Below are 26,201 nucleotides of genomic sequence, written 5' to 3' on the forward strand. Positions count from 1 at the left end.
GTCTATTCCTTTAGCTGAACCGTCAGCTGCACATCGGGGTGATCGTGGTGGCTCTTGCTGCCGCCGGAGCCGACGCGGAACTTGTCGCGCACATCCAGCAGTTTCTTGACCTTGGAACCCATCTTCATCAGCGACGCCAGCGTTTCCGGCGACAGGCGTTGCACATCGTCGAACCAGGAACTGGACAGCTCGATCAGATTGTACATCTCGCGCATCCGCTGTTGCGCCAGTTTGTCGGTGTCGTTGGCGGGATTTTCCAGCAAGGCGTCACGCAGCATCGACAGGGTCGGTTCGATCTCGCGCCGGCGGCGTTCTTCCAGCAGGGTCTTGAAAATGTCCCAGATATCCTTGGGCGGCTCGAAATATTCGCGGCGGTCTCCCGGCTGGTGCAGCAGCTTGACCAGGCGCCAGGACTGCAGTTCTTTCAGGCCCATGCTGACGTTCGAGCGCGAGAAGGTCAGGTAGTCGGCAATCTGGTCGGCGTTCAGCGGCTGGCCTAGCACATACAGCAAGGCGTAGATCTGGCCGACGGTGCGGTTGATGCCCCAGCGGCTGCCCATTTCGCCGAAATGCGAGATGAAACGCTGGGTCAGCGGCGTGAGGGGAGTAAGCGGGCTGCTTGCGGGCGGAGTGGCGTTGGGAGGCGTCATGATGTTTTGAGTTTTCAGTAATTACTGAAATATAAGTCAAAACAGGAAGATATGCAAGGTCGTTGCCTTATGGTTATCCATCCGGGCGAATCGCTGTCTTTACCGCAACTAAGTCGATGTTGCATCGCACGATAGGGCATTGAGCCGTTATAATTTCAGGCTGAGAAGGTTTTGTAGCGAATTTTTAATTATTGACGAGAGCACACCATGAGTCTGAATCAAGTATCGGCCGGGCGCGATTTGCCAAACGATTTCAACGTCATCATCGAGATCCCGATGAATGCCGATCCGATCAAATACGAAGTCGACAAGGAATCCGGCGCGATTTTTGTCGACCGTTTCATGGGTACTGCCATGCATTACCCTTGCAACTACGGCTATATCCCGCAAACCTTGTCGGACGACGGCGATCCGGTCGACGTGCTGGTGATCACTCCGTTCCCGCTGTTCCCAGGCGTGGTAGTGCGCTGCCGCCCGATCGGCGTCTTGAAGATGTCGGACGAAGCCGGCCAGGACGCCAAGCTGCTGGCGGTGCCGGTAGACAAGGTGCTGAGCATCTACACGCACTGGCAAAAGCCGGAAGACATGAATGAACTGCGCCTGAAACAGATCCAGCATTTCTTCGAGCACTACAAAGACCTGGAAAAGGGCAAATGGGTCAAGATCGACGGCTGGTTCGGTCCGGATGAGGCGCGCAAGGAAATTTTGTCTGGCGTTGAGTCTTACAAGAAATCCGTCGCGGCGTAATTTGTCCCGGGTTTAATAAAAAAACGCACTCCGGTGCGTTTTTTTATTTCATGGAATATCAGTTCCAAATTTGGCTGATCTGTACGAGCTACGCTACAGCGGGTTGAGTGGGCCAGCGCCGTTGACGATCTGCTCGAAGCGCTCTGCGCTGTCCAGTACCGCATCAAGTTGTGGGATGTGGCCGAAGATCATGCCAGTCATTGCTTCGTAATCTCTTTCAATTGCGTCTCGCATCATGTGGCTCGGCGCCAGCGTGAACGTGCCTGGTGCGGCAATATCGAGTCCCAAATCGGCACTGCCGAAGAACAGCCGTGCATGGCGGGCGCAATCGATCGCCAGCGCGTGATCGGATTGCCATGCGGCCGCCAGCGGCGCCTGCATCAGTTGATGCACGTCATAGTAGTGACGAGAAACGCGTTGCCCGCCGTGTCGTAACTCGCCTCGACGGTCGTGCCACTGGCGGAGGCCGTGCAAGATCATGACCTTGTCCCAAAAAGTACGTTCGGGATTCACGGTGGTAACGTTCGTTACGGTCAGGTCCAGGTCGGGAAGATCCTGCGTGACATACGGCGTGACGGTGGCTGCGGCATGCGGATCGAGGGCAGATTTGGCGCCGGCCTCAATCTTCACGGCTGAACGGATGTAATCGCCGGCAGTAACCGTGACCGCGGGATACCAGAACAGCAGACTTTGACCATCTTTGTCGTCGGGGTCGGGTTCCAGCCGAAAACGGTTTGCGGGAATGACGGATGATGCGAGCTGGATGAATTGCGCGGTCAACGGCCCGGCGATATAGCCCTGACATGCATCGCGGATGGTTGCGAGACGTGCACGGCGCTTCCTCCCGCTCAGCGCATCCAGATCGGCAGCCTCTGCACCTTGTCCCAAATCATCACGGAACACGGTGATATCAATGTCTTCGGAAAAGCGCGAGATGAGGCCGAAAGCCTTGGAAAGCGAGGTGCCGCCCTTGAACAGCAGCCGGGGTCCGCCGCTCTCCAGGCCATTGAACAGTGCGTCTAGCGTCCAGCAGACCCAGAAATCCTTTTCGACATTCTGGACCGCTGTGCCAAGACGGGCTGCAGCGCCGAGAAACAAATCTCGGCGCTCGTCATCACTGGCGGTGATGACGGTATGGAATGCCGGATTCAATGCGCGTCCACCTGTTTGACAGTGCGGCGACGCACTGATGGCGGCTTTTCAGCGCCGGGAGATTGACGTGTCGCCTGCGGGGCGCACCCGGGGAGTTCGCGGACCAGGCTTTGCATCCACGCCGGCAACAAGTTGAAGCCCTCGTGCAGATCGCGGCGGATCGCAGCGCCGTGTACAGGATCGTCCAGAACCTTGGACAATTTGTTCAGGACAAGAGAGCGCTCCGCAGTCAATGTGTCTTTCAACCAGTACAACGCCTGTACGATGCGCATGGCCGGACGTCCCGCCCAGTAAAGGCGGCTGGGCGCCGTCTGCTTGAACTCAACGACTAGCTTGTCTAGTTGCACTGTGCGACGGCGGGTGTCGGTATGGATGGTGACGCGAGCCGGTACCGCATCGGTCAGGCCAAGGTCATTGGCGGCGGTCATGCCGTCGACCAGCAGGCGCAATTGATCCCTGCGGGCAATAGCTTCCACCACCGCACGGTAGTCCGGAGACGTAAGGCGCTGGGTCAGGCTGTTCAGCTTGGGCTGGTCATATAGGCCTCTGTCGATGCGACGCAACTCTCCTGCCCGCACCATGCGCTGCAGGGTCTTGTCGATGGCATCACGGCTGCCCAGTTGTGCAAAATCGGTTGGTACCCAGACTTGCCCAGGGCCAGCTGCTTCGATCAGTGCCGAAATGTGGGGTTTAAGAGCAGACATTATTTCTCCTGTCCGATATTTATATATCTTTTTCGGACATTTTTCAAGAATTTGTCCGAAAAATGTAGTTTTATTTCGGACTATTTGAGAGTCGCCTCACATTTGTGGCCGTCTATGCGCTGTCATGGTCTTGGCTCCTCAGGCGGGGATTTTATGGTGCGCGGATTGTTGCAACCTGAAGGAGCATTGTCCTTATTGCCTAGCCGCTTTCACCAGCAGCATCAGGCGCCCGCCAAACTGGTTCAGCAGCAAACCGCACAGCACCAGCAGCCCGGCCATGATTTTCCATGGTTGCAGCGCTTCGCCCAGCACCAGGCTTGCGCTCAGCATGCCGGCCACCGGCACCAGCAGCGAAAACGGAGCGACCGTGGCCGCCGGGTATTTGCGCATCAGGGTCGACCAGATGGCGAAACCGAGAATGGTGGTCGGATAAGACTGGAACAGCACGGCGCCGGCCGAGATCCAGCTGAAGCGCGCGGCGGCATCCTGCCAGGCTGCCGGCCCTTCGATCGCCAGCGAGGCCAGCAGCAGGCCGGGCGCCGCCAGCAGAGAACCCCACGCCACCAGCGCCAGCGGATTGACCTTGCCGATCTGCTTGGTGACGATATTGGCGGCGGCCCAGCTGAGGCCGGCGCCCACCACCAGCAGGAAGCCGATGACGGTAGCGGCGCCGTCCAGGTGCGCGGCGACCAGGCCCATGCCGGCAAAGGCGATCAGGGCGCCTGAAACCTGCGCTGCGCGCGGCCGCTCTCCGAGGATGAGAACCGCCAGTCCGACCGTGAAGAAAACCTGCAGCTGCATCACCAGCGACGCCAGGCCCGGCGCAAATCCCAGCTTCATCCCATAGAACAGCAAGGAAAACTGGCCGGCAAACTGCAAGCCGCCGTAGGCGATCAGCAGGCGCCAGGGAATCGCCGGCCGCTTGATGAAAAACACCAGGGGCAGCGCGGCAAAGATAAAGCGCAATGCGCAAAACAGGATAGGCGGCAAACCTTGCAGGCCGATCTTGATCGCGACGAAATTGAAGCCCCAGATGGAGACGGTCAGTACAGCAAGCAGGATATCGGTAGGTTGCATGTCGAATTGCTCCGTAAGGGAAGGATGAAGCAAGTCTATTGTTTCTGTATGATGATTAAAGCGGCTTTTATAAAATCATTGTTTCCACATAAAAAATATGATCGATTTGCAAAGAATGGTGGCGTTCGCCGCCGTGGCGGACCACGGCAGCTTTTCGATTGCGGCGGCACGGCTGGAAGTGTCCAATTCGCACATCAGCAAACAGGTCAGCGCGCTGGAGCGCGAGCTGCGGGTGCGCCTGCTGCAGCGGACCACGCGCAGCCTCAGCCTGACCGAAGCCGGCGAACTGTTTTACCGGCGCTGCAAGACCATCCTGTCGGATGTGGCGGAAGCGGAGCAGGAGGTGTTGCGCCGCCAGGATTCGCCGCAGGGGATCTTGCGGGTGACGGCGCCGGCCAATTTCGCCAATGCCTGCCTGCCAGACATCATCTGTGATTTCATGCGGCAGCACCCGGAGATCGAACTAGAGCTGACGCTGTCCGACCTGTTCTTCGACCTGGCCGAGCGCGGCATCGACGTCGCCTTGCGCATCGCCACCACGCCGCCGGAGAATGCGCATGCGCGCCTGCTGCACCAGATCGACTGGAGCGTGGTCGGCAGCCCCGGATATTTCGCCACGCGCCGCCAGCCGCAGGCGCTGGCCGAACTGCCGGCCTACGACTGCCTGGCCGACAACGTGATGTCAGCCAAGGACGTGTGGCAGTTCGAGGAGCTTGGCGGCAAGCCGGGGCAGCGCCATGAAATCGGCATCGATCCGCGCATCAACTGCAATAACAGCGTGTGGCTGCGCGAGTGTGTGCTGCGCGGAATGGGCATAGGCTTGCTGCCGGACTACATGATAGGCGCCGACCTGGCGCAAAAGAAGCTGGTCAAGCTGCTGCCGCAATATGCGCCGCTGCCGCGCCGCCGGCTGTACGGCATCTACCTGCCGAACCGCTACCTGTCGTCCAAGGTCAGGCTGTTCCTGGAAGCGGTCGAGCAGGGTTTGCAGCGTCCGGCCTGAAACGCTTCACGCCCTGGCCTTCAGCGCCAGCAGCAGGCGCCCGCCGAACTGGTTCAAGGCCAGGCCGGCCAGCACCAGCAGGGCGGCGACGATTTTCCACCACTGCAGCGATTCGTCCAGCACGGCGGCGGCGCTCAGCATGCCCACCAGCGGCACCAGCAGCGAGAACGGCGCCACCGTGGCGGCCGGGTATTTGCGCATCAGGATAGTCCAGATGCCGTAGCCGACGATGGTGTTCGGATAGGACTGGTAAAACACCGCCGCCACCGAAGTCCAGCCGAAATGAGCATAGGCGTTGTGCCAGGCAGCCGGGCCTTCGAGCAAGGCCGAGGCCAGCAGCAAGGGCGGCGCCGCCATCAGCGAACCCCAGGCCATCAGCGCCAGCGGATTGATCTTGCCGATTTTCTTGGTGACGATATTGGCGCTGGCCCAGCTCAGGCCGGCGCCGATCACCAGCAGGAAGCCGATCACGGTGGCCTGCGCTTCCAGGTGCGTCGCCACCAGCACGATGCCGGCCAGCGCCACCAGCGCGCCCAGCAACTGCGTCAGCAGCGGCCGTTCGCCCAGCAGCAGCACCGCCAGGCCGATCGTGAAAAACGCCTGCAGCTGGATCACCAGCGACGCCAGGCCGGCGCCTATGCCCAGCTGCATGCCTGAGAACAGCAAGGAAAACTGCAGGGCGAACTGGAACAGGCCGAAACCGGCCAGGTAGCGCCAGGGAATCGCCGGCCGCTTGATGAAGAACACCAGCGGCAGCGCGGCAAACACGAAGCGCAGCGCCGAAAACAGCAGCGGCGGCAAGCCTGCCAGGCCGATCTTGATCACGACGAAATTCATGCCCCAGATCGTGACGGTCAGCAAGGCTAGCAGGATGTCGGTGGGTTGCATGGCAGTGTGGCGTGAGGAAGTTAGAGTGAAGCCGCGCGGAACGGATTGCGGTCGTTCAGCTCATCCATATAGCTGTCGATGCCGTCGGCTTCGCGTTCCAGGAAATTCGCCACCGCATCGGCGAAAGCGGGGTGGGCCAGCCAGTGCGCCGACCAGGTCTTTTGCGGCAGGAAACCGCGCGCCATCTTGTGTTCGCCCTGGGCGCCGCCTTCAAAGCAGGCAATCTTTTGCTCGATGCAGAATTCCAGCGGCTGGTAATAGGCGGTTTCAAAATGCAGGCACGGCACGAACTCAAGCGCGCCCCAATACCGGCCGTACAGGGTCTGGCCGGTATGGATCAGCAGCGACGAGGCAATCGGCCGGCCGTCGCGTTCGGCCACGATCAGCAGGATATTCTGCGGCATGCCGGCAGCTATCCTGAGGAAAAAATCCAGGTTCAGGTAAGGCGTGGAGCGATGCTCGGCATAGGTCTGCGCATAACAGCGGTTGAAGAAGATCCAGTCCGCTTCGGTCGCGTCCGTGCCGCGCACCCGGCGCAGGCGCACGCCGGCGTCGGCTACCTTGCGCCGTTCGGCCAGGATATTCTTGCGCTTCTTGCGTTCCAGCGTATCGAGAAACGCCGTGAAATTGCGGTAACCTGGGTTCAGCCAGTGGAACTGGACGCCGCTGCGCAGCATGAAGCCGGCCTGTTGCAGGGCCGCGGCCTGTTCGGCGGGCGGGTACAGGATATGCGTGGACGAGGTCTGCGTATCCTTGCGCAACGACCGCAGCACCTCGACCAGCGCCGCCCGCGCCGGTTCGTCGCGCGCCAGCAGGCGGCCGCCGGTGACCGGCGTGAACGGGATCGCCGCCAGCAGTTTCGGGTAATACTCCAGGCCGTTGCGCTGGTAGGCGTCGGCCCAGGCCCAGTCGAACACGTATTCGCCGTAGGAGTGGAATTTGACGTACAGGGGCAGGGCCGCGATCAGCTGCGGCGGGTTGCTGCCTGGGTTACTGCTTTCTTCCCACAGGGTCAGGTATTGCGGCTGCCAGCCGGATTTTTCCGAGGCGCTGCCGCTTTCATGCAAGGCATGCAGGAAGGCGAACGACAGGAAGGGATTGGCGTCGGCTTGCAAGGCCAGCAGTCCGTCCCATGCCGCCTGGCCGACTTCGCTCAGGGATGAAACAATGCGCGTGGAGGTCTTGGTTGTTGTCTTGTTAATCAAGGACGTGGCGAGCTGTGAATGTGGGTGGCGAAAGCGATGAGTTTAGCACCGCCGCCGGCGTTCTGCCGCACGCGCCCAAGGGCAAGGCATTAGCATGCGATAATTGGCCAATCAAGCAGAGCGCAGGAAGAATGATGACAACCAACAAATTTCTGAACCTTTACTCCCATGATTTCGCGCGCGTCGCCGTCGCCATCCCGAAATGCCGGATAGCCGACCCCGCCTTCAACGCCGCCGAGACCATCGCGCTGGCCAGGCAGGCAGAACAGCAAGGCGCCGTGCTGGTAGCGTTTCCGGAGCTGGGTTTGTCTGCCTATACCTGCGACGACCTGTTCCACCAGCGCGCTCTGCTGGATGCCTGCGAAGCGGCATTGGCCACGGTGGTTGAAGCTTCAGCCACGCTCTCGCTGGCGCTGATCGTCGGCCTGCCTTTACGCGTCGGCCACCAGCTGTTCAACTGCGCGGTGGTGATTGCAGGCGGCCGCATCCAGGGCATCGTCCCGAAAAGCTACCTGCCGAACTACGGTGAATTCTACGAATTGCGCCAGTTCAGCCCGGCTGAAAATGCTGCAACCAGCGAAGTCGAACTGTTCGGCGCCAGCGTTCCGTTCGGCACAGGATTGCTGTTTGAAGTCAGCAACCTGCCGCTGCTGAAATTCCATGTCGAGATTTGCGAAGACGTGTGGGTGCCGATTCCGCCATCGTCGTTCGCGGCGCTGGCCGGCGCCAGCGTGCTGGTCAACCTGTCCGCCTCCAACGTGGTGGTCGGCAAGGCGGGCTACCGCCACCAGCTGGTCGCGCAGCAATCCGCGCGCTGCCTGTCGGCCTACCTGTATACCTCGGCGGGCAAGGGCGAATCGTCGACCGACCTGGCCTGGGACGGCCAGGGCCTGATCTACGAAAACGGCGAGCTGCTGGCGGAGTCCGAGCGTTTCCTGGACGACTCGCACACCATCTTTGCCGATGTCGACCTCGAACGCTTGTCGCGCGAGCGGATGCGCCAGACTACTTTCGGCCAGTCGGTGCGGCGCCATGCGGGCGAAGTCGCCAGGTTCGAGGTGATCCGCTTCGCGCTGGCCCTGCCGCTCGACAAGGCTTTGCCGCTGGCGCGCACCGTCGAGCGTTTCCCTTACGTTCCAGCCGATCCCAAGCGGCGCGACGAACGTTGCACCGAGGTCTACAACATCCAGGTGCAGGCGCTGGTGCAGCGCCTGTCCGCCAGCAAGATATCCAAGGTGGTGATCGGCGTCTCGGGCGGGCTCGATTCGACCCACGCCTTGCTGGTCTGCGCCAAGGCAATGGACCGCCTGAACCTGCCGCGCGCGAATATCCTGGCCTATACCATGCCGGGTTTCGCCACCAGCGAGCGCACCCTGCTGCAGGCCAGGCAGCTGATGCAAGTGGTCGGCGCCAGCGCCGCTGAAATCGATATCCGCCCGAGCTGCCTGCAGATGCTGAAAGACCTGGGCCATCCTTATGCCGACGGCCAGGAGCAGTTCGACATCACCTTCGAGAACGTCCAGGCCGGCGAACGCACCAACCATCTGTTCCGCCTGGCCAACTTCAACAACGCGATCGTCATCGGCACCGGCGACCTGAGCGAGCTGGCGCTGGGCTGGTGCACCTACGGCGTGGGCGACCACATGTCGCACTACAACGTCAACGCCAGCGTGCCGAAGACCCTGATCAGCCACCTGGTGCGCTGGGTGGCCGAGACCGGCGCCATCGGCGGCCAGGGTTCGGACGTGTTGCTTAATGTGCTGGACACCGAGATCAGCCCCGAACTGGTGCCTGGCAAGGCCAGCGGCAAGCCCGAGCAGATCACGGAAAACGTCATCGGGCCGTATGAGTTGCAGGACTTTAACCTCTACTACATCCTGCGCTACGGGTTTGCGCCGTCGAAAGTCGCCTTCCTGGCGCTCTCTGCCTGGCAAGACAAGAGCGCGGGCAACTGGCCCAACGACGCCAAAGTGGTCCGCAACCAGTACGACCTGGCGGCGATCAAGCGCAACCTGGCGATTTTCCTCGACCGCTTTTTCCGCACCAGCCAGTTCAAGCGTTCCTGCGTGCCCAACGCACCCAAGGTCGGCAGCGGCGGCTCCCTGTCGCCGCGCGGCGACTGGCGCGCGCCGAGCGATTCGGAGGCGACTGTCTGGCTGGACGACCTGGACAATATTCCCGGCTGACAGCCGGCGCGCCGCAGGCAATGCGGGATTCCCGGTGCAAAGCACTGTGTTTTAAATACACTTATTGATTTGGGCGTATAGACAAACCGGGTTTTTCATATACTCTTCTAGCTTGCGCTTCAACTGGACGCGTCCCGCCTGGGATGCGTTCGCTGCAAAGATTTATGTTTTAATGCCTAAAGGAGTTGTCATGAAGCAAATTACCGCCGTTATCAAACCCTTCAAGCTGGACGAGGTGCGTGAAGCCCTCGCCGAAGTTGGCGTCACCGGCCTGACCGTGACTGAAGTAAAAGGCTTCGGCCGCCAGAAAGGCCATACCGAGCTGTACCGCGGCGCCGAATACGTGGTCGATTTCCTGCCCAAGGTGAAAGTCGAACTGGTGATCGACGATGCCCTTACCGAACGCGCAGTGGACGCCATCATCAAGGCCGCGCGCACCGGCAAGATCGGCGACGGCAAGATCTTCGTGCGCAATATCGAGCAGGTAATCCGCATCCGCACTGGTGAAACCGGCCCCGACGCAGTCTGATGCTTCCGGCGTAGCAATCGTTACTGCCTTCCCTTTCCGCCATTCTCTATCTTGGCCGCGGTCCTTCGATGTAATGGATGACTGACCGCGGCTCCAGGCTCACCCAGCCATTTCCGTCATTGCCGCCAGATCCAGGCCGCAGCTTGTGAAAACCGGTAAAACGTTTTTCGCATACTCTCGTACGTTTTTCTTATTGGACGCAGCTTGCACCCGCAAGCTATCGTTTCCTCTTCCGCAACACGACGCAATCACGAGTTGCGTTGTAGTGTAGCGCCACAGAAGAGGTGATCCATGTCGTCTACCGCGACAATCGCAATTGAAGAAAACCAGGCCGACCTGTTACCCCGGGTCCTTCCGGCGCATCGCATCGGCAGCGACCAGGAAGCGTTGGACATCGCGCGCGCATTGGCCGCCGAGTTCCGCAGCGGCGCCAGCGAGCGTGACCGCGAACGGCGTTTGCCGTGGGCGGAAATCGAAAAATTCTCAGCCAGCGGCCTGGGCGGCATCAGCGTGCCGCGCGCATTCGGCGGCGCCGAGGTTTCCTACCGTACGCTGGCCGAAGTGTTCCGCGTGCTGTGCTCAGCCGACCCGGCATTGGGACAGATCCCGCAAAACCATTTCGGCATCCTCGGCGTGGTCGCGCAAAGCGCCGACGCCGCGCAGAAAACGCGCATCTACGCCGACGTGCTGGCCGGCCAGCGGATCGGCAACGCCGGGCCGGAACGCGGCACCAAGAACATCCTGGAGATGAAAGCACGGTTGCTGGAAACGCCTAACGGTTATCGCCTGAACGGCAAGAAATTCTATTCCACCGGCGCCTTGTTTGCGCACTGGGTGCCGGTCAAGGCGCTCGACGAACAAGGGCGCGTGGTGCTGGTATTCGTCAGGCGCGGCACGCCCGGCCTGACCATCGTCGACGACTGGTCCGGCTTCGGCCAGCGCACCACCGCCAGCGGCACGGTGCTGCTGGATAACCTGCCGGTGGCGGTTGAAAACGTATTGCCGCTGCATAGGCAAGCCGAGCAGGCCGGCATACAAGGTCCGGTCTCGCAGCTGATCCAGGCGGCGATCGACGCCGGCATTGCCGAAGCCGCGGTCGACGACGCCATCCATTTCGTGCGCACCCGCTCCCGCCCCTGGGCCGACAGCGGGGTGGAGCGCGCCAGCGACGATCCCTATGTCATCCGCGATATCGGCGACCTGAAGATCCGCCTGCATGCGGCCAACGCGCTGCTGGCGAAAGCCGCCGGCCTGCTTGACCAGGTCGCCGCGGTGACGATCGATGCCGAAGCGTCGGCGCGCGCCTCGATTGCTGTCGCCAAGGCCAAGGTACTGACGACCGAGATCGCTTTGCACGCCAGCGAAAAGCTGTTCGAGCTGGCCGGTTCCGCCGCCACCCTGGCTGAACATAACCTGGACCGGCACTGGCGCAATGCGCGCACCCACACCTTGCACGATCCGGTGCGCTGGAAGCTGCACGCCATCGGCAACTACCTGCTGAACGGCATCGCGCCTGCGCGCCACTCCTGGAACTGAGACCATGACTACTTCTATCAAATCCGCCGAAGGCCCGGTGGTGCGCATCCTCGACGATATCCAGGCGCTCGCCGCGGCGCGCGCGCTGGCGGCCTCGTTCGTCAAGGAAGCCAGCCAGCGCGACCGCCAGCGCCAGTTGCCGCTGCACGAACTGGAACAGTTCTCCCGCTCCGGCCTGTGGGGGATTTCGGTGCCGCGCGCCTACGGCGGCGCCGGCGTTTCGTTCGCCACGCTGGCGGAAGTGATCGCCACCATTGCCGCGGCTGACGGCTCGCTCGGACAGATTCCGCAAAATCATTTTTATGCGGTCGAGATCCTGCGCGTGAACGGCAGCGAAACGCAAAAGCGTTTTTATTTTGAACGGATCCTGGCAGGCGAACGTTTCGGCAATGCGCTGGCAGAACTCGGCACCCGCACTTCGCAGGAACGGCGCACCCGCCTGGGCAAGGATGGCGACGGTTTCCGCATCAACGGCCGCAAATTCTATGCGACCGGCGCGCTGTATGCGCACCGCATCCCGGTGTCGGTGATCGACGACGACGGCGTGCAGCAGCTGGCGATCGTCAAACGCGGCGCCGCCGGCGTCAACGTGATCGACGACTGGTCCGGTTTCGGCCAGCGCACTACCGGCAGCGGTTCGGTGGTGCTGGACAATGTCCGGGTCGAGGCGGAGGAGGTGCTGCCGTTCCAGAGCGCTTTTGAACGTCCGACCTCGCTCGGGCCGGTGGCGCAACTGCTGCATGCGGCGATCGACGTCGGCATCGCCCGGGCGGCGCTGCACGATGCGGCCATTTTCGTGCGCACCCGTTCGCGGGCCTGGATCGACAGCAAGGTCGAACGTGCGATAGACGATCCTTTGACCGTGCGCGAGTTTGGCGACCTTGCGGTGCGCCTGGCCGGCGCCGAAGCGCTGCTTGAACTGGCCGGAGAGGCCGTGGACCGCGCCGCTGCAGCGCCGGACGCCGACAGCGTCGCCGCCGCCTCGATCGCGGTCGCCGAAGCACGGGTCCTGACCACGGAAATATCGCTGGCCGCCGGCAGCAAGCTGTTCGAGCTGGCCGGCGCCCAGGCGACTTTGTCCGAACACAATCTCGACCGGCACTGGCGCAATGCGCGCACCCACACGCTGCACGATCCGGTGCGCTGGAAATACCATGCCGTCGGCAACTATTACCTGAACCATAAAAATCCACCGCGCCACGGCGCCATCTAAGCCACAGCATGCCGAAGAAACAAATCCGCCTCAACGCGTTCAACATGAACTGCGTCGGGCATATCAACCATGGCCTGTGGACCCATCCGCGCGACCGTTCCAGCGACTACACCAGCATCGCATACTGGACCGAGCAGGCCCAGCTGCTGGAGCGCGGCAAGTTCGACGGCTTGTTCCTGGCCGACATCGTCGGCGTCTACGACGTCTACCAAGGCTCGGCTGACCTGACCTTGCGCGAATCGATACAGCTGCCGGTCAACGATCCGCTGCTGCTGGTGTCGGCGATGGCTGCGGTGACCAGGCATCTCGGTTTCGGCGTCACCGTCAACCTGACTTACGAAGCGCCGTACCTGTTCGCGCGCCGCATGTCGACCCTGGACCACCTGACGCGCGGCAGGATCGGCTGGAATATCGTCACCGGCTACCTCGACAGCGCCGCACGCGCCATGGGCCTGAGCGAACAGCCGGAGCACGATGCGCGCTACGAGCGCGCCGAAGAATTCATGCAGGTGCTATACAAATTGTGGGAGGGCAGCTGGGAGGACGGCGCCGTGCTGCGCGACCGCCAGCGCCGGGTGTATGCGGATCCGGCCAAGGTGCACAGGATCGCGCATCGCGGCCAGCATTACCAGGTAGACGGCTATCACTTGAGCGAACCCTCGCCGCAGCGCACGCCGGTGCTGTACCAGGCCGGCGCTTCGGACCGCGGCCAGCAGTTCGCCGCAGCCCATGCGGAGTGTGTGTTCATCTCCAGCCAGAAACCGGAGGCGACGCGCAAGCTGGTCAGCGATTTGCGCGACCAGGCGCAACTGGCCGGCCGTTACCGGCATGACCTGAAAATCTTCATGGGCATTTCCGTGATCGTTGCGCCGACCGCCGCCGAAGCACGGGAAAAATATGCCGAATACTGCCGCTACGCCAACCCGGAAGCCGGCCTGGCGCATTTTGCCAGCGGCACCGGTTTCGATTTTTCCAAGTACGGCATAGACGAAGCCATCAAGCCGGCCAGCAGCAATGCGATCCAGTCTTCCGCCAAGGCGGTGACGGCGGCCGACGCCGGCTGGACTGTGCGCAAGCTGCTGGACCAGCTGGCGCTGGGCGGCCGTTACGTGACCATCGTCGGTTCGCCGCAGCAGGTTGCGGACCAGCTGGAGGCGTGGATAAGGGATACCGATATCGACGGCTTCAACCTGACGCGCACGGTAGCGCCGGAGAGTTTTGAAGATTTCGTCAACCTGGTGATTCCCGAGCTGCAGGCGCGCGGTTCTTACAAGCTGGACTACGAGCCAGGGACCCTGCGCGAAAAACTGTTCGAGGCCGGGCAGCCGACCTTGCCCGGCAGGCACCCGGCCGCCGGCTACCGGCAAGTGGTGCGGACATGATTTAGCGCCGGCGGCGGCGCTGGTACATATCCATCAGCGGCGTCGAGGAAATGCCGTGCATGACGATCGACATCGCCACCACCGTCAACACCATGGAGCTGACATGCGGCGCCAGCGCCGGCGAACGGTAGCCATTGGGCGCGGTCCACGGATATTGCAGCGCGAACATCAGGTAGTACAGGGAGCCGATGCCCTTGATGCCGAACCATGCCAGCAGGCGCCGCTGCAAGGGCGTGACGCTGGCGCCTGTCAGCGCCAGCGCCACCGAGAGCGGCCGGATGATAAAAAACAGCAATAACGCAAGCAGCGCTCCCGCAGCGGAAAAGCCGATGTGCGACAGCAGGATGCCGGTCAGGGTCACCATCAGGAATTCGGCAAACTGTTCCAGCTGCATGTTAAAGCCGAGCACCGTTTCCGTCATGTAGGCGGAAGCCTTGGCCGGATGGGTCGCTACCTCTTCCTTGTCGCCCGCATGGGGCACATGCGCCACGGCCGGGGCCTGATTGGGATCGACTCCCTGCAGGCCGCTGTTGGTCGACTCGATGCGCCGCATCGCCAGGCCGGCGGCGAACACCGCCAGGAAGCCGATGCCATGGATCGCCTCCGTTGCGCCATAGGAAAGCGCAATCAGGCCGATGCCAAGGAATTCTTCCATTCCCAGCGCTAGCCGGAACCGCCGCCGCAAGCCGACCACCAGGCGTCCCAGCAGCCAGCCGGAGAGCCAGCCGCCGACCAGCCCGGCGACCACGCCCCAGGCGACGTGCAGCATTGCATAGTCATTGGTATAAGCGGCAGCCAGGGGCACGCCCAGCAAGGACAAGCCCAGCATGACGAATGGAAACGCGGTGCCGTCGTTGAGGCCGCCTTCGCCGGTCAGGCTATAGCGGATGCGGTCGCGGTCGCTGACATGCTTGATCTGGACGTCGGAGGCCAGCACCGGGTCGGTCGGCGCCAGGATGCCGCCGAGCAGTATGGCGGCGCCCAGCGGCAGGCCGAACACGAACATGCCGGCCAGCGCCACCAGCGGAATCGTGACCAGCATCGCCAGCACGCCCAGCCGCAGCGGCAGCCGCCAGATGCGGTCGCGGAACGGCATGCGCAGCTTCAGGCCGACAGTGAACAGGGACAGCAGCAATGCCAGCTTGGCCAGCGTGGCCAGCAATTCGGCGTGCTGGTCCGGCGCGACATTGATCAGGCCGCTCACCGCCGGCCCCAGGATGTAGCCGACAGGCAGGTAGAACATCGCCGGGCTGACCGGCAGGCGATCCAGCAATGACGCCATCAAGCCCATGGACAACAGCAGCGCGCCGACGATCAGGTACCAGATGATTGATTGATCGATGGCAAGACCTCCTCGCATGAATTAACCGCCGCCAGAGCGCTCAGTATGGGGAGCTGACGCGGCTTGATCTGTACGCTAACCAACAGAATGGGGAGGGAAGTGGATTGTCTGTTCTTTCCACCGGCCACGGCGCCGCTGTGGAGGATCGTTCAGTTTGTTGTATTGAAAGGAATTGTCGCGCCGGCAAATGCATGGAGCACGCCGGGCAGCCGCCGCACCTTTGCGTGAGCAGCATGGGCGGCGGCGAGAGCGAAGACTTGTTCAGCTGTTGTGTTTCTTGACCCAGGAAACGTAGTTGTCCATCCAGCCTTGCAGGAAAGGTTTGCTGTCTGCGCCGATATCGCCGGCTGCGTCGAACAAGCCGTCCTTGGCCTGGACGAACGCTTCGGGCTGGCCCAGTGTCGGCACATCCAGGTAGGCGAGGACATTGCGCAAATGCTGTTGCGACAGGGCGGTGCCGACGGCGCCGAGCGATACGCCGATGACGCCGGCAGGCTTGCCGGCCCAGGCGCTCTGGCCATAAGGACGGGATGCATGGTCGATGGCGTTCTTGAGCACGCCGGGGATCGAGCGGTTGTATTCAGCCGTGACGAACAGCAAGCCCTGGGCTCCCTTGATCTCGGCTTTCAGACGCTTGACAGCTTCCGCCTGGTTGGCGTCGTCGTCCTGGTTGTAGAGCGGCAGGTCGCCGATCTGGACTTGCTTGAATACGAATTCGGACGGCGCCAGTTTTGCTATGGCGGTCGCCAGCTTGCGGTTGAACGAATCGCGGCGAAGGCTGCCGACGACGACTGCGATCTGGTATTGGCTCATGAGGATCTCCATGAAAGGAAGGGGTGTTTTCCCTGCAGACATCGCCGTTTTACGGGAAGCGCCAGTCTTGCATGGAGCACACGGCGACGTCAGTGCGGTATCGAACCTGGCGCCTGAAGCATGGCGGCTCCTCTTGTTGTTCGGCGTGCAGGCCGGGGAGGGAGTATTCGGTACCGTATCGGCATCTTACGACAAAAGACGTAGGGCTGCTCCGCGTCTTTCAAGCATTGCCCGGTGCTGCTCTTGATTCTGAGCCGGCATTGCATCGAGCGCAGAATGACGGGCGGTATGCTGTCAGCGCCTTTTTTTCGCCGAGCGGCGGCTAAACCGCTGTTCGACAACCACGGTTCCCCACTGTGATCCTTCGGCTTCATCGGCCAGCTTGAAGCCTGCCGATTCGTATAGATGGCGCGCCGCGTCCAGGCCCTTGAAGGTCCACAAGCATGTTTCGTTAAAGCGCTGGTCGACAAAATCCATGGCAAGCGAAAGCAGGCGGCGTCCGACGCCGGCGCCGCGCAATGCGTCGTCGACAATGAACCAGCGCAGGTGCGCAATGCCGCCGGCCGTGTCGCCGTCTATCGCAATCGAACCTAGCGTCCTGCCGTTTTCGACATAGAGCCAGAGTGCTTTGCCGTCGGCGGGCAGGGCCTGGGCGAATTCGGCCAGTTCCGTGGCCACCCGTCTTTCGAAGAACACGCCGAAGCCCGATGTCTGCGAATAGAAGCGCGCATGCAGGCTTGCCACATCGCCTATGCATCCGGGCTGGTAGCCTTGCACGATTTGTTCGTCGATCGACCTGGCTGGCTGTGGCGTCTCGCCGGCGTTATTCAGCGCCAGCGCATCCGCGTAAAGCCCAAGCGAGCGGACCAGTGTTTGCTGGTCGGCAGGCGCCAGTTGCCGCAAAGCGCTGGATACCTGTTCGCTGGCAAAGCGGTCGATTTTCTTGCGCAGTTTCTGGCCCGCGGCGGTCAGGTGGAGCCTGAAAGAGCGGCCGTCGTCGTCTGCGCTCTCGCGCATGATCAATCCTGACGCCTCAAGTTTTGCAACCTGCCTGCTGGTATTCGACTTGTCCAGGCGCAGCACGCTAGCCAGGTTGCGCGCCTGGATCCCTGGCACCAGGCCGATTTCGATGATGGCGTGCACCGCCGACGGCGCAAGATCGCTCTCCGCCAAGGAAGGCCGCATGAAACCCAGTTCGCGCACCAGTTTCCGGGAAAATTCACGCAGTTCGAGGATCGTGTGTTCTTTCGGTTTCGTCGGAAAATTGAAATAGCTCATGGCGTCCTCGATAAAGTTGCATAAGGTTGCGTTTCGCAACCAATATACTTGCGTTGCGCAACTTTATCAAGGTCGAATATCAGTCATGCCGCGCCTGTCGTGCTTACCTGGGAAAGTACTTCACTATCCCCTCCACGAGCAGCCGCACGTCGCCGAACAATACGCCTATTTCAGTGCTGGCGATGAACAGCGCAGTCTGAAAAAGCGCGGGGTATCTGGCTAGCAGCGCCATGCTGCGCGCTTCGTACAGTTTCCTTGCGCTGCCGCGAACCGCCAATGCGACGCACGCTATTCCCAGTATTGCGCCTGCCACGATGTCGCTCGGATAGTGCAGGCCGAGGTATACCCTGGGCAGGGCGATGAACACCAGCACATAGAGATAGAGCAGGCAGCCGGCGCGTCTTGAAATAAGGAAAATGCCGGTGGCCAGGCTGAAGAACAAAGTAGCGTGGTCGCTCGGAAAAGAGCTCCATATATACAAGGCCTGGCTCTCAGGCACAGGCAAGCCGATGAACTCATGGTATGCCAGCACGGCGTTGGCAAAAGGACGCGGCTGATAGGGACCGATATTGTTCGCGATCCTGGCGATCAGCACCGCAACCACGCAGCCGATCAATGTGCCGACGATGATGCGCCTGGTGTCCGATTTAGGATCCGCATCCCTGAACCAGAAATACCAGAGCATGCCGATGATGGGCAAACCCTTGAACAGGTTGGAGCCGGAGATGTAATGGACGATCTGGTTGAAGGGGGCCGACATGGCGGTGAATTGGGACAGCCAATGCATCACCGCAAGATCCACAGAGTTGATCCACATTTTTATTTTTCCTTTCGCGAGGTTATGGAAAAAGAGTTTTTTTAATGGACATACGATTTATAGCATTTATCAAGGCGATCTGATTTAATCCGCAGTCGCCGTTCATGTAAAGAAATTTCTTTTGATGAATTTGCTGCCTCGCACAATAATTTTTTTTAGATGAAACCTGTGCCGATGGATGACTGTCCAAGTACTCGTAGCTGCACAAGTCGCGGTTGGAAAATTTATTTTTACGTCCTAAGATGAGTGCATGAAGATTCACGAAGAATAATGTGAAACCTTGTAGAAGCCTTATGTTTATTGGCTTGCAAAGGATCAACAAAGATATTTGTTGAATTGGAAATTTAATGTTGATCTGTATTTTCAAACAGTCAACGGAGTTGTTGTCAACGTGAGAACTGACTTTCGGAAACATGTAACAAATCGTTTCAGGAATGAACTAAGGCTCTCGCATCAAGGTCATTATGTTGTCCTGCAACATGCGTTCGCAGTGCAACTTTTCCAGAAATACAGACCGAATTCTGGCGTTCTCAGACCGTAAGAAACCGACCTTTGGTTTCAACTTTATTCAGATTCCAGTACTGGCTGCAGTCGGCCGATACGCATCTCGTTAAGGGGAATAACATGCTGAAAACATCTCAATCTCTCTGTGATGACACCAATCACTTTGAAGCTGCTTCCTGTGCCATGGATGGGCAGGATCGCTCCTTGAAAATCGATGTGCGCATGTCCGGCATTTCCTGTTTTTCTTTCCACCCGCTCATATTTCATTCGATACGCAGCAGCCGTTAGCAGCTCGGATGCGGCAGGCATTGTTGCCTGCCGCACAGTTTTAGCGCACTCAAAGCCAGATCGGAACTCCGCCCGCGACGAGGGCAGGGGACGGTCTTTTCGAAAGATCCGATATTTGATCGCTTGCAGGTTTTTCAAGAAAGCGAATCGATCCATAAGCGGTCCATCCTGCCGCGCCACTTGCCCGGTAAAAACATAAAAATTTCCAGCCGGCTTGGATCGATACATGTGCGACGCAGCCGTTGCGTCAGAGAGGTATGTAATGAACAGGCGTTCAAAAACCGAGCCGTACCAGGTGCCGTGGAAGATTATCATCCTGATCCCGATATGCTCCTGCGCGGCAGCGCAGGCCGTTGCTGCCGACCTGGTGCCTACCGACATCATGCCGCCGGCCGACATCATCCAGCCGCCTGCAGATGCGATTACGCCCTATGTCGGCTACAGCATCGGCCACGACAGCAACCCGCTGAGGCTGCAGAACTCCGCAGCGGCGCAGGCGATGGGGATAGGCAGCGGACTGTCCGATACCACGCAGCGCTACCTGTTCGGGCTGGCGGTGGACAAGACGCTCAGCCGCCAGCACCTGACGGCGAACCTGAGCGCGGCCAAAGTGGATTACAACCGTTTCGGCCAGCTCGACCACTACGACAAGAATCTGGCGGCGAACTGGAACTGGCATGCTGGCGATCATTTCGAAGGAAACATCGGCGCCGATTATTCGCAGGGGCTGACGCCTTTCATCGATTTCCACTTGCTGGAACGAAACATCCGTACCCAGGAAAACGTCTATGCCGACGGCTCCTGGCTGTTCCATCCGAGCTGGCGCGTACGTGGCGGGCTGACCTACACCAAGCTGAAATACGACCTGGCGTCGCAGCAGCCGCTCGACAATACGCGCAACCAGACCGAAGTGGGACTGGATTACCTGGCCGCCAGCGGCAGCACGTTCGGCGTGCAGCTGCGCCATACGCACGCCGATTTTCCGAATCCCGAACAGGACAACGGCTTGCTGGTGTTTAACGGCTATAACCAGGATGAGGTCAAGGCCAAGATCGACTGGCTGCTCAGCGGCAAGACGCAGCTGCATTTCCTGGGCGGCTGGGTCAGCAGGAAACAGGATGCGGCTGCGATCAGGAATTTCGGCGGCGTCAATTCCCGCCTCTCCGCAGACTGGTCGCCGACCGGGAAAATCGGCGTCACCGTGTCCGGCTGGCGCGAGATCGGCGCGGTGGATGACCTGTCCACCGTCTATTCCCTGAACCGGGGCGCCAGCCTGGCTTCCGCCTGGCAGTATTCGGAAAAAATCAAGCTGGTGGCGCAGGTCAAATACCAGAAACGGGATTTCGGTCCCTCGTCCGGCACCGGCACCCTCGGTTCTCTCAATCAAAACGACGTATTGCGCGATACCGCGCTGAGCGTGGTCTACAACCCGACGCAACGCTGGCGCGTCCAGCTGTCGGGCATCCGCAGCACGCAAACCCTGAAGAACGGGCCGGGCGGTTTTGTCAGCAACGGCGTGACGCTTAACACGCGCTATGCTTTCTAGAGGCAGGACATGACCGAGAACGACATTCCGCTGGTTTCATTTTTCAAGCGCCTGCTTGATCCGCTCATCATCCTCGGGTCGCTGTACCTGATCGTCCTGACCCAGGATGAAATATTTACCGGCGACTACCTGGTGCTGATGATTATCGCCTTCTTCATTTCTTCCTACGTCTACGAACAGATCGACCTCTACCGCACCCTGCATATCGGCAAGCAGCTGGCCTATGCCGGCGATATCTTCATGGGCTGGGCAATCACCGTCATCATCCTGATCCTGATAGGCCAGGGAACCGGGTTGCGCTACGAATTCTCGGACCGCGTGATCCTGGCCTGGTTTGCGCTGGCGCCTTTTGCGCTGCTGGCGAGCCGCCTGACGGCGTATATGCTGGCCTTCCATTTCGGCAAAGAACTGAAGCTGCGGTCGGCGATCATCGTCGGCTCCAACAATCCGATCGACGATGTTCTCAAATGCCTGTCTTCCGGCAGCAATGCCGGCATCGACATGCGCGGATATTTCGACGACCGCGACCAGGCCGTCCGGCCGGCGGGCATGGATTGCCCGCATCTTGGCGCCATCGCAGATGTCGGACCTTATGTGCGGGCCAACAAGATCCGCACCATCTTCATCTGCCTGCCGATGTCGGCCCAGCCGCGGGTGCTGGCGCTGATGGAGGAATTGCGCGACACCACGGCGTCCGTCTATTTCGTGCCGGACATCTATACCTTCGGCCTGATACAGGCACGGCTCGACCATATCGCAGGGATTCCCGTGATCGGCATTTGCGAGACGCCTTTCATCGGTTTGCGCGGCGTCCTCAAGCGTGGCAGCGACATCGTCCTGGCGCTGCTGATCCAGATCATGCTGCTGCCGGTCATGCTCGCCATCGCGATCGGCGTAAAGCTTTCATCGCCAGGGCGGATCATTTTCGCGCAGCGCCGCTACGGCCTGAACGGAGAAGAAATCGTTGTCTATAAATTCCGTTCGATGACGGTCGCCGAAGACGGCGCGGTAGTGGACCAGGCAAAAAAGAACGATGCCCGCGTGACACGATTCGGCGGCTTCCTGCGGCGTACGTCGCTGGATGAATTGCCGCAGTTCTTCAACGTGCTGCAAGGCCGCATGAGCATCGTCGGACCGCGTCCGCATGCAGTGGCCCACAACGAAATGTATCGCAAGCTGATCAAGGGCTACATGCTGCGGCACAAGGTGAAACCAGGCATCACGGGCTGGGCGCAGGTCAACGGCTACCGCGGAGAAACCGACACGCTGGACAAAATGCGGTCGCGCATCGAGTTCGACCTGGAATACCTGCGCAACTGGTCGCTGGCGCTGGACCTGTGGATCATCGTGCGCACCGTTAAAGAAGTGCTGAAGAAAGATAACGCTTACTAAATAAACGCAGGTAGGCATGGAGGAGATTTTTTTCTGTTTGTCCGAATCGGACAGTCCAAGAAATGCGATGTATTTTTCCAGGAGAAAATCATGCGAGGAATTGTATTTTCGATGAGCCTGCTGCTGGCCGCCTATTGCGGCCCCGGCATGGCGGCTGCGCCGGTGTTCCAGCTGGACGGCCAGCCGGCAGCGGGAAGCGCGTCGGCGGTGTATGGCTACCATCAGGAAACCGAAGCTGCCGCTTCCGCTTCTGCGATTGCAGAGATGGAAACGGTGCGGCCCGTGGCAGCGGCGCAGCCGGACATTTTCGCTGCACGGACCGGCCGCGCCTGGCCCGCCGCAGGGCTCGTGCCCGTAGCCTTTTCGAACAGCCCCAGGCAGGAGCAGGTGCAGGCGCCGAGGAAAATGGCGACCGGCATGAAGGCCTCGGACGACCTGCTGTTTTATTTCCTGAAGGACTTCAAGGCAAAGCAACCGCAGAAACCTGCGCGCTGGGCGATGCTGTTGATCGCGCTCAGCCTCCTGCTGTACCAGATCCGCCGCCGCCCCATGCGCACCTCGATCGGGTTCGGTTCGGCGTCGCGGCTGGGCGGGCAGCATGCCGCCTGATCGCGCGCCGCGGCCATGCCGGAATGCTGGCCGCGGCGGCGACCATAGGAATTGTTTTGTCAACAGGAGTCGGAATTTGATGTGCTCTGAACGTATCGGCCGCAGGTCTCTCATCAACAACATGTTTGGCGCGAAAGGAATAGGCATCTTGATGCTGCTTACCGTAATGAATTTAACCGCCTGCGACGATCAGAAAAAGAAAAACGGCCAGGTAGTGGCCAGGATCAACGGCGAAGAGATCACTGCGCCGCAGCTTGAGGCTGAGCTGCAGTATGCAGGCAGGCTGCAGGACGACAGCGCCGCGCCGCGGCAAGCCACGCGCGAGCAAGCCATGGAAGCGCTGATCGACCGCCAGCTGCTGCTGGATGAAGCCTTGCGCAACAAGATCGACCGCGATCCGGCATTGATACAGATTATCGAACGCTTCAAGACCCAGGCCGTCGTGCAGGCTTATCTTGAATCCAGGAGCGGAGACCAGGAACAGCCTGGCAAGGCCGAAATTGACAGCTATTTCCAGGCCCATCCAGAGATGTTTGCACATCGCAAGGTGTTTGAAGTCGAACAGCTGATCATCGCCGACCCGGATTTCAGCGCGCCGCTGAAGGCCATGATGGATTCGTCGAGATCGCTGAGCCAGGTGGCTGCATGGCTCCGGCAAAACAAGGTCGCGCATGTGCAAAGGCATTACTCCTACAGCAGCGCCGACTTGCCGCCGGAAGTCGGCAGCCGGCTGCAGAGGCTGGGCCGGAACCATCTGTTTGTCATGAAGGACGGGGAGCGCGATTTATTGTGCGCGCTGACCGAACTCAGGGATAGCCCGGTCACGCCCGACGCCGCGGCGCCGCAGATCGAGCGCTACCTGATGAACAAGAAAATGCAGGAAATAGCCATTTCGGAAATCACTCGCTTGCGCTCGACCGCCAAGCTCGAATACGTGAAGAAACCCGCTGACAGCATCGACAGCAAAGGTTCGCCGGTCGTGGCGACGCCGCCCGGCAAGCAGCAGCCTGTGGTGCGCAAGAGCATCGAGATGTCTGGCGTGGCGGGACTCGAATGAACAACCTGGAATTGCTGACCGGAAGGAATAATAAATGAATGAGGTGGCCATCATGATGAGACGAATCTATGCATGTGTACTGCTGCTGCTTTTGCTGGCCTTCGCCAGCAATTCCGCCAGTGCGGCCGATACGCCGATCGGCGCCGGCGACAGCTTGAAGATCTCGGTGTTCGGCAACCCGGACCTGAGCCTTGAAACCAAGGTCGGCGACGCCGGCAACATTACGTTTCCGCTGATAGGCGCGGTCAGCATCGGCGGTCTGTCGACTGCGGAAGCGGAGAAAAAAATCTCCGACATGCTGACCGGCGGCGGTTTCCTGCGCAAGGCGGAGGTCAATGTCACAGTCACTGAACTGCAGAGCCAGCAGGTGTCGGTGCTCGGCCAGGTGCTGCATCCGGGCCGCTACCCGATCGCCGGCAAGCGCAGCGTGACCGACATGCTGGCGATGGCCGGCGGCGTCGGCCCGGAAGGCGGCGATACCGCCGTGGTGATCCGCACCCGCAACGGCAAGAGCAGCAAGCAGGTGGTCAACCTGCAGGACATGATCCAGGCCGCGGACATGAAATCGAACCTCGACCTGGTCAACGGCGACATGATCTACGTCGACCGTGCTCCCAAGTTCTATATCTACGGCGAAGTGCAGCATCCCGGCGGCTACCGGCTGGAACGCAACATGACCATAGCTCAGGCCCTGTCGATAGGCGGCGGACTGACGCCGCGCGGCACCGAACGCGGAGTGCGCATCAAGCGCCGCGACAGCCATGGCAATTCCGTGATGATAGACGCCAATCGCGACGAGATATTGCAGACGGACGACGTCGTGTATGTGAAAGAGAGCCTGTTTTGAACCAAGTGCCGCCATTTACCTGCCGCACTAGAGAGGAGCTTCCATGACTTTCCCACAGCTTCTGAGCATCCTGCGCGCGCGCTACGGGGTGATCCTGCTGACCTTGGTGATTGCGGTGGCGGCTACCGCCGCGGTCACTTTCAACTTGCCCAGGATTTATCGCACCTCGACCACGCTGCTGCTCAATTACAAGGGTACGGATCCGGTGTCCGGCCAGGTGCTGCCGGCGCAGCTGGTGTCCGGCTACATCGCTACCCAGGTCGATCTCGTCGGCAGCAGAGGAGTGGCGCTGAAGGCGGTCGACATGCTGGGGCTGGCCGACAATCCGGTCACCCGGCAGCGTTTCCGGCAAGCGACGAACGGCAAGGGCTCGATCCGCGAGTGGCTGGCGGATTCCTTGCAAAAGATGGTGGATGTGGCGCCTTCGCGCGAAAGCAGCATGATAGAAATCACCGCCAAAGGCAGCGATCCGGCATTCACGGCGCAGGCGGCGAACGGCATCGCGGCGGCTTACCAGCAGCTCAACCTGCAGATCAAGGTCGAGCCTTTACGGCAGGCGTCCAAATATTTCACCCAGCAGACCACGGCCTTGCGCGCCGAACTTGAGCAAGCCCAGGAAAAAATGTCGCGCTACCAGCAGGAACACGGCCTGGTCAGCGCCGACAGCCGCGTGGATGTCGAGACCACGCGCCTCAACGAACTCTCCAGCCAGCTGGTGCTGGCGCAAGGACAGGGAGCAGAAGCTTCGTCGCGCGGCAGCCAGGCGATGGGCAGCGGCGGCCGTGATTCGCCGGACGTGATTTCGAACGTGCTGGTGCAGAACCTGAAAGCGTCGCTGGCGGCGGCAGAAGGGAAATTCGCCTTGCTGTCGCAGAACCTGGACCGCAACCACCCGCAGTACCAGGCCGCCAAGGCGGAAGTCGACCAGCTGCGCTCTGAACTCAACAGCAGCATCAGCGCCACCAATGCCGGCGCCGCCAACAACGCTCGCATCCAACGCCAGCGCGCAGGCGAAATCCGCGCCGCGCTGACGGCGCAGACCGCCAAGGTGCTGCAGCTCAACCGCGCCCGCGACGAACTGTCGGTGCTGGCCAAGGATGTCGAAAGCGCGCAGCACGCTTACGATGCCGCCGCCCAGCGCCTGAACCAGACCGAACTGGAAGGCCGGTCGAACCAGTCCGACGTCTCCGTGCTGAGTCCGGCCACGGTGCCGGCCCGCCCGTTCAGCCCGAATATCCCGCTCAACATGGTGCTGTCGCTGCTGTTCGGCAGCATGCTGGGGCTGGCCTTGGCAGTGCTGGCCGAGCTGGCGAACCGGCGCATCAGGACCGGCAATGACCTCATCAGCGTGCTGGATGCGCCGATGCTGGGCACCATCGTGTGGCAGAAGCCGGCGCGCAGGCTTGCATTCCCCCATCTGTTTTTATCGCGATGAT

The 26,201-nt window shown here is 60.7% G+C and carries 24 protein-coding genes; 13 read left to right on the forward strand and 11 right to left on the reverse strand.

Annotation, left to right across the window (positions count from 1 at the left end; translation table 11 throughout):
- Nucleotides 1-2: 2 nt before the first annotated feature.
- The gene (locus BM062_RS03735) at nt 3-650 is read right to left on the reverse strand and encodes a GbsR/MarR family transcriptional regulator (protein WP_092393327.1); all 648 of its coding nucleotides are present in this window, start codon (nt 648-650) and stop codon (nt 3-5) included.
- 207 nt (nt 651-857) lie between these two features.
- Here BM062_RS03735 and ppa point away from each other — a divergent pair, with 207 nt between their 5' ends.
- Nucleotides 858-1,397 carry an inorganic diphosphatase gene (gene ppa / locus BM062_RS03740; protein ID WP_014006739.1) on the forward strand — a complete coding sequence of 180 codons (540 nt, stop codon included), beginning with the start codon at nt 858-860 and terminating at the stop codon, nt 1,395-1,397.
- A gap of 93 nt (nt 1,398-1,490) precedes the next feature.
- Here the strand turns inward: ppa and BM062_RS03745 are convergent, their stop codons facing one another.
- The 3 genes from BM062_RS03745 to BM062_RS03755 all read right to left on the reverse strand — a co-directional run bounded on the left by BM062_RS03745 (nt 1,491) and on the right by BM062_RS03755 (nt 4,330).
- Nucleotides 1,491-2,549, reverse strand: coding sequence for a nucleotidyl transferase AbiEii/AbiGii toxin family protein (locus BM062_RS03745; RefSeq protein WP_092393332.1), 1,059 nt, complete (start codon nt 2,547-2,549; stop codon nt 1,491-1,493).
- A complete protein-coding gene (locus tag BM062_RS03750; RefSeq protein WP_092393334.1) occupies nt 2,546-3,253 on the reverse strand; it encodes a DUF6088 family protein in 708 nt (235 codons plus the stop codon). Before BM062_RS03750 ends, BM062_RS03745 begins: the two co-directional genes overlap by 4 nt.
- Before the next feature lie 192 nt (nt 3,254-3,445).
- Nucleotides 3,446-4,330, reverse strand: coding sequence for an EamA family transporter (locus BM062_RS03755; protein WP_175500870.1), 885 nt, complete (start codon nt 4,328-4,330; stop codon nt 3,446-3,448).
- 97 nt (nt 4,331-4,427) lie between these two features.
- On the opposite strand from BM062_RS03755, the gene BM062_RS03760 reads away from it, so the two are divergent.
- On the forward strand, nt 4,428-5,333 hold the full coding sequence (locus tag BM062_RS03760) for a LysR family transcriptional regulator (protein WP_092393340.1): 906 nt from the start codon (nt 4,428-4,430) through the stop codon (nt 5,331-5,333).
- Between the two features lie 6 nt (nt 5,334-5,339).
- Here the strand turns inward: BM062_RS03760 and BM062_RS03765 are convergent, their stop codons facing one another.
- Nucleotides 5,340-6,221: an EamA family transporter gene (locus BM062_RS03765; RefSeq protein WP_092393343.1), complete on the reverse strand. Its 882-nt coding sequence runs from the start codon at nt 6,219-6,221 to the stop codon at nt 5,340-5,342.
- 20 nt (nt 6,222-6,241) lie between these two features.
- A complete protein-coding gene (locus BM062_RS03770; protein WP_254784891.1) occupies nt 6,242-7,426 on the reverse strand; it encodes a GNAT family N-acetyltransferase in 1,185 nt (394 codons plus the stop codon).
- Nucleotides 7,427-7,560: 134 nt separating this feature from the next.
- On the opposite strand from BM062_RS03770, the gene BM062_RS03775 reads away from it, so the two are divergent.
- The 5 genes from BM062_RS03775 to BM062_RS03795 all read left to right on the forward strand — a co-directional run bounded on the left by BM062_RS03775 (nt 7,561) and on the right by BM062_RS03795 (nt 14,272).
- On the forward strand, nt 7,561-9,612 hold the full coding sequence (locus BM062_RS03775) for an NAD(+) synthase (RefSeq protein ID WP_371326540.1): 2,052 nt from the start codon (nt 7,561-7,563) through the stop codon (nt 9,610-9,612).
- A gap of 190 nt (nt 9,613-9,802) precedes the next feature.
- A complete protein-coding gene (locus BM062_RS03780) occupies nt 9,803-10,141 on the forward strand; it encodes a P-II family nitrogen regulator (RefSeq protein WP_038487829.1) in 339 nt (112 codons plus the stop codon).
- Between the two features lie 291 nt (nt 10,142-10,432).
- Nucleotides 10,433-11,677: an SfnB family sulfur acquisition oxidoreductase gene (locus BM062_RS03785; protein ID WP_092393349.1), complete on the forward strand. Its 1,245-nt coding sequence runs from the start codon at nt 10,433-10,435 to the stop codon at nt 11,675-11,677.
- Nucleotides 11,678-11,681: 4 nt separating this feature from the next.
- The gene (locus BM062_RS03790; protein ID WP_092393352.1) at nt 11,682-12,890 is read left to right on the forward strand and encodes an SfnB family sulfur acquisition oxidoreductase; all 1,209 of its coding nucleotides are present in this window, start codon (nt 11,682-11,684) and stop codon (nt 12,888-12,890) included.
- Nucleotides 12,891-12,898: 8 nt separating this feature from the next.
- Entirely contained in the window at nt 12,899-14,272 is a 1,374-nt protein-coding gene (locus BM062_RS03795; protein ID WP_092393355.1) for an LLM class flavin-dependent oxidoreductase, read from the forward strand.
- A 1-nt stretch (nt 14,273) separates the two neighbouring features.
- Here BM062_RS03795 and BM062_RS03800 read toward each other — a convergent pair whose 3' ends face one another.
- The 5 genes from BM062_RS03800 to BM062_RS03820 form a co-directional block, all read right to left on the reverse strand.
- Nucleotides 14,274-15,632 carry a cation:proton antiporter gene (locus BM062_RS03800; RefSeq protein WP_254784892.1) on the reverse strand — a complete coding sequence of 453 codons (1,359 nt, stop codon included), beginning with the start codon at nt 15,630-15,632 and terminating at the stop codon, nt 14,274-14,276.
- Nucleotides 15,633-15,875: 243 nt separating this feature from the next.
- A complete protein-coding gene (locus tag BM062_RS03805) occupies nt 15,876-16,427 on the reverse strand; it encodes an NADPH-dependent FMN reductase (RefSeq protein ID WP_092393358.1) in 552 nt (183 codons plus the stop codon).
- A 294-nt stretch (nt 16,428-16,721) separates the two neighbouring features.
- Nucleotides 16,722-17,705 carry a bifunctional helix-turn-helix transcriptional regulator/GNAT family N-acetyltransferase gene (locus BM062_RS03810; protein ID WP_092393361.1) on the reverse strand — a complete coding sequence of 328 codons (984 nt, stop codon included), beginning with the start codon at nt 17,703-17,705 and terminating at the stop codon, nt 16,722-16,724.
- A gap of 103 nt (nt 17,706-17,808) precedes the next feature.
- Nucleotides 17,809-18,522 (reverse strand): phosphatase PAP2 family protein, encoded by a 714-nt coding sequence (locus BM062_RS03815; protein ID WP_092393364.1) that lies wholly within the window; start codon nt 18,520-18,522, stop codon nt 17,809-17,811.
- Between the two features lie 564 nt (nt 18,523-19,086).
- Complete coding sequence (locus tag BM062_RS03820) at nt 19,087-19,542, reverse strand: hypothetical protein (protein ID WP_139219985.1); 456 nt, start codon at nt 19,540-19,542, stop codon at nt 19,087-19,089.
- Nucleotides 19,543-19,576: 34 nt separating this feature from the next.
- Here BM062_RS03820 and epsL point away from each other — a divergent pair, with 34 nt between their 5' ends.
- From epsL to epsF, 6 genes are all read left to right on the forward strand, one after another.
- Complete coding sequence (gene epsL / locus BM062_RS03825; protein ID WP_254784893.1) at nt 19,577-20,860, forward strand: XrtB/PEP-CTERM-associated polysaccharide biosynthesis outer membrane protein EpsL; 1,284 nt, start codon at nt 19,577-19,579, stop codon at nt 20,858-20,860.
- A 9-nt stretch (nt 20,861-20,869) separates the two neighbouring features.
- On the forward strand, nt 20,870-22,252 hold the full coding sequence (locus BM062_RS03830) for an undecaprenyl-phosphate glucose phosphotransferase (RefSeq protein ID WP_092393370.1): 1,383 nt from the start codon (nt 20,870-20,872) through the stop codon (nt 22,250-22,252).
- 90 nt (nt 22,253-22,342) lie between these two features.
- Nucleotides 22,343-22,861: a hypothetical protein gene (locus tag BM062_RS03835; protein WP_139219986.1), complete on the forward strand. Its 519-nt coding sequence runs from the start codon at nt 22,343-22,345 to the stop codon at nt 22,859-22,861.
- Nucleotides 22,862-23,012: 151 nt separating this feature from the next.
- Nucleotides 23,013-23,918: an EpsD family peptidyl-prolyl cis-trans isomerase gene (locus BM062_RS03840; protein ID WP_175500871.1), complete on the forward strand. Its 906-nt coding sequence runs from the start codon at nt 23,013-23,015 to the stop codon at nt 23,916-23,918.
- Between the two features lie 55 nt (nt 23,919-23,973).
- The gene (gene epsE, locus BM062_RS03845) at nt 23,974-24,765 is read left to right on the forward strand and encodes a polysaccharide export protein EpsE (protein ID WP_254784903.1); all 792 of its coding nucleotides are present in this window, start codon (nt 23,974-23,976) and stop codon (nt 24,763-24,765) included.
- 43 nt (nt 24,766-24,808) lie between these two features.
- Nucleotides 24,809-26,200: a chain length determinant protein EpsF gene (gene epsF / locus BM062_RS03850; protein WP_092393381.1), complete on the forward strand. Its 1,392-nt coding sequence runs from the start codon at nt 24,809-24,811 to the stop codon at nt 26,198-26,200.
- Nucleotide 26,201: the final 1 nt, after the last annotated feature.

This window comes from Collimonas sp. OK412 (assembly GCF_900112135.1).
Taxonomy (GTDB): domain Bacteria; phylum Pseudomonadota; class Gammaproteobacteria; order Burkholderiales; family Burkholderiaceae_D; genus Collimonas; species Collimonas rhizosphaerae.

Bases quoted from the DNA above. Each gene is read 5' to 3' on its own strand.
- BM062_RS03765 (WP_092393343.1), bottom strand. From the start codon at position 6,221: ATGCAACCCACCGACATCCTGCTAGCCTTGCTGACCGTCACGATCTGG.
- BM062_RS03775 (WP_371326540.1), top strand. From the start codon at position 7,561: ATGACAACCAACAAATTTCTGAACCTTTACTCCCATGATTTCGCGCGC.
- BM062_RS03790 (WP_092393352.1), top strand. From the start codon at position 11,682: ATGACTACTTCTATCAAATCCGCCGAAGGCCCGGTGGTGCGCATCCTC.
- BM062_RS03815 (WP_092393364.1), bottom strand. From the start codon at position 18,522: ATGTGGATCAACTCTGTGGATCTTGCGGTGATGCATTGGCTGTCCCAA.
- ppa (WP_014006739.1), top strand. From the start codon at position 858: ATGAGTCTGAATCAAGTATCGGCCGGGCGCGATTTGCCAAACGATTTC.
- epsF (WP_092393381.1), top strand. From the start codon at position 24,809: ATGACTTTCCCACAGCTTCTGAGCATCCTGCGCGCGCGCTACGGGGTG.
- epsE (WP_254784903.1), top strand. From the start codon at position 23,974: ATGAGACGAATCTATGCATGTGTACTGCTGCTGCTTTTGCTGGCCTTC.
- BM062_RS03810 (WP_092393361.1), bottom strand. From the start codon at position 17,705: ATGAGCTATTTCAATTTTCCGACGAAACCGAAAGAACACACGATCCTC.
- BM062_RS03780 (WP_038487829.1), top strand. From the start codon at position 9,803: ATGAAGCAAATTACCGCCGTTATCAAACCCTTCAAGCTGGACGAGGTG.
- BM062_RS03820 (WP_139219985.1), bottom strand. From the start codon at position 19,542: ATGTATCGATCCAAGCCGGCTGGAAATTTTTATGTTTTTACCGGGCAA.
- epsL (WP_254784893.1), top strand. From the start codon at position 19,577: ATGAACAGGCGTTCAAAAACCGAGCCGTACCAGGTGCCGTGGAAGATT.
- BM062_RS03800 (WP_254784892.1), bottom strand. From the start codon at position 15,632: ATGCGAGGAGGTCTTGCCATCGATCAATCAATCATCTGGTACCTGATC.
- BM062_RS03835 (WP_139219986.1), top strand. From the start codon at position 22,343: ATGCGAGGAATTGTATTTTCGATGAGCCTGCTGCTGGCCGCCTATTGC.
- BM062_RS03805 (WP_092393358.1), bottom strand. From the start codon at position 16,427: ATGAGCCAATACCAGATCGCAGTCGTCGTCGGCAGCCTTCGCCGCGAT.
- BM062_RS03735 (WP_092393327.1), bottom strand. From the start codon at position 650: ATGACGCCTCCCAACGCCACTCCGCCCGCAAGCAGCCCGCTTACTCCC.
- BM062_RS03785 (WP_092393349.1), top strand. From the start codon at position 10,433: ATGTCGTCTACCGCGACAATCGCAATTGAAGAAAACCAGGCCGACCTG.
- BM062_RS03840 (WP_175500871.1), top strand. From the start codon at position 23,013: ATGCTGCTTACCGTAATGAATTTAACCGCCTGCGACGATCAGAAAAAG.
- BM062_RS03795 (WP_092393355.1), top strand. From the start codon at position 12,899: ATGCCGAAGAAACAAATCCGCCTCAACGCGTTCAACATGAACTGCGTC.
- BM062_RS03830 (WP_092393370.1), top strand. From the start codon at position 20,870: ATGACCGAGAACGACATTCCGCTGGTTTCATTTTTCAAGCGCCTGCTT.
- BM062_RS03750 (WP_092393334.1), bottom strand. From the start codon at position 3,253: ATGTCTGCTCTTAAACCCCACATTTCGGCACTGATCGAAGCAGCTGGC.
- BM062_RS03755 (WP_175500870.1), bottom strand. From the start codon at position 4,330: ATGCAACCTACCGATATCCTGCTTGCTGTACTGACCGTCTCCATCTGG.
- BM062_RS03760 (WP_092393340.1), top strand. From the start codon at position 4,428: ATGATCGATTTGCAAAGAATGGTGGCGTTCGCCGCCGTGGCGGACCAC.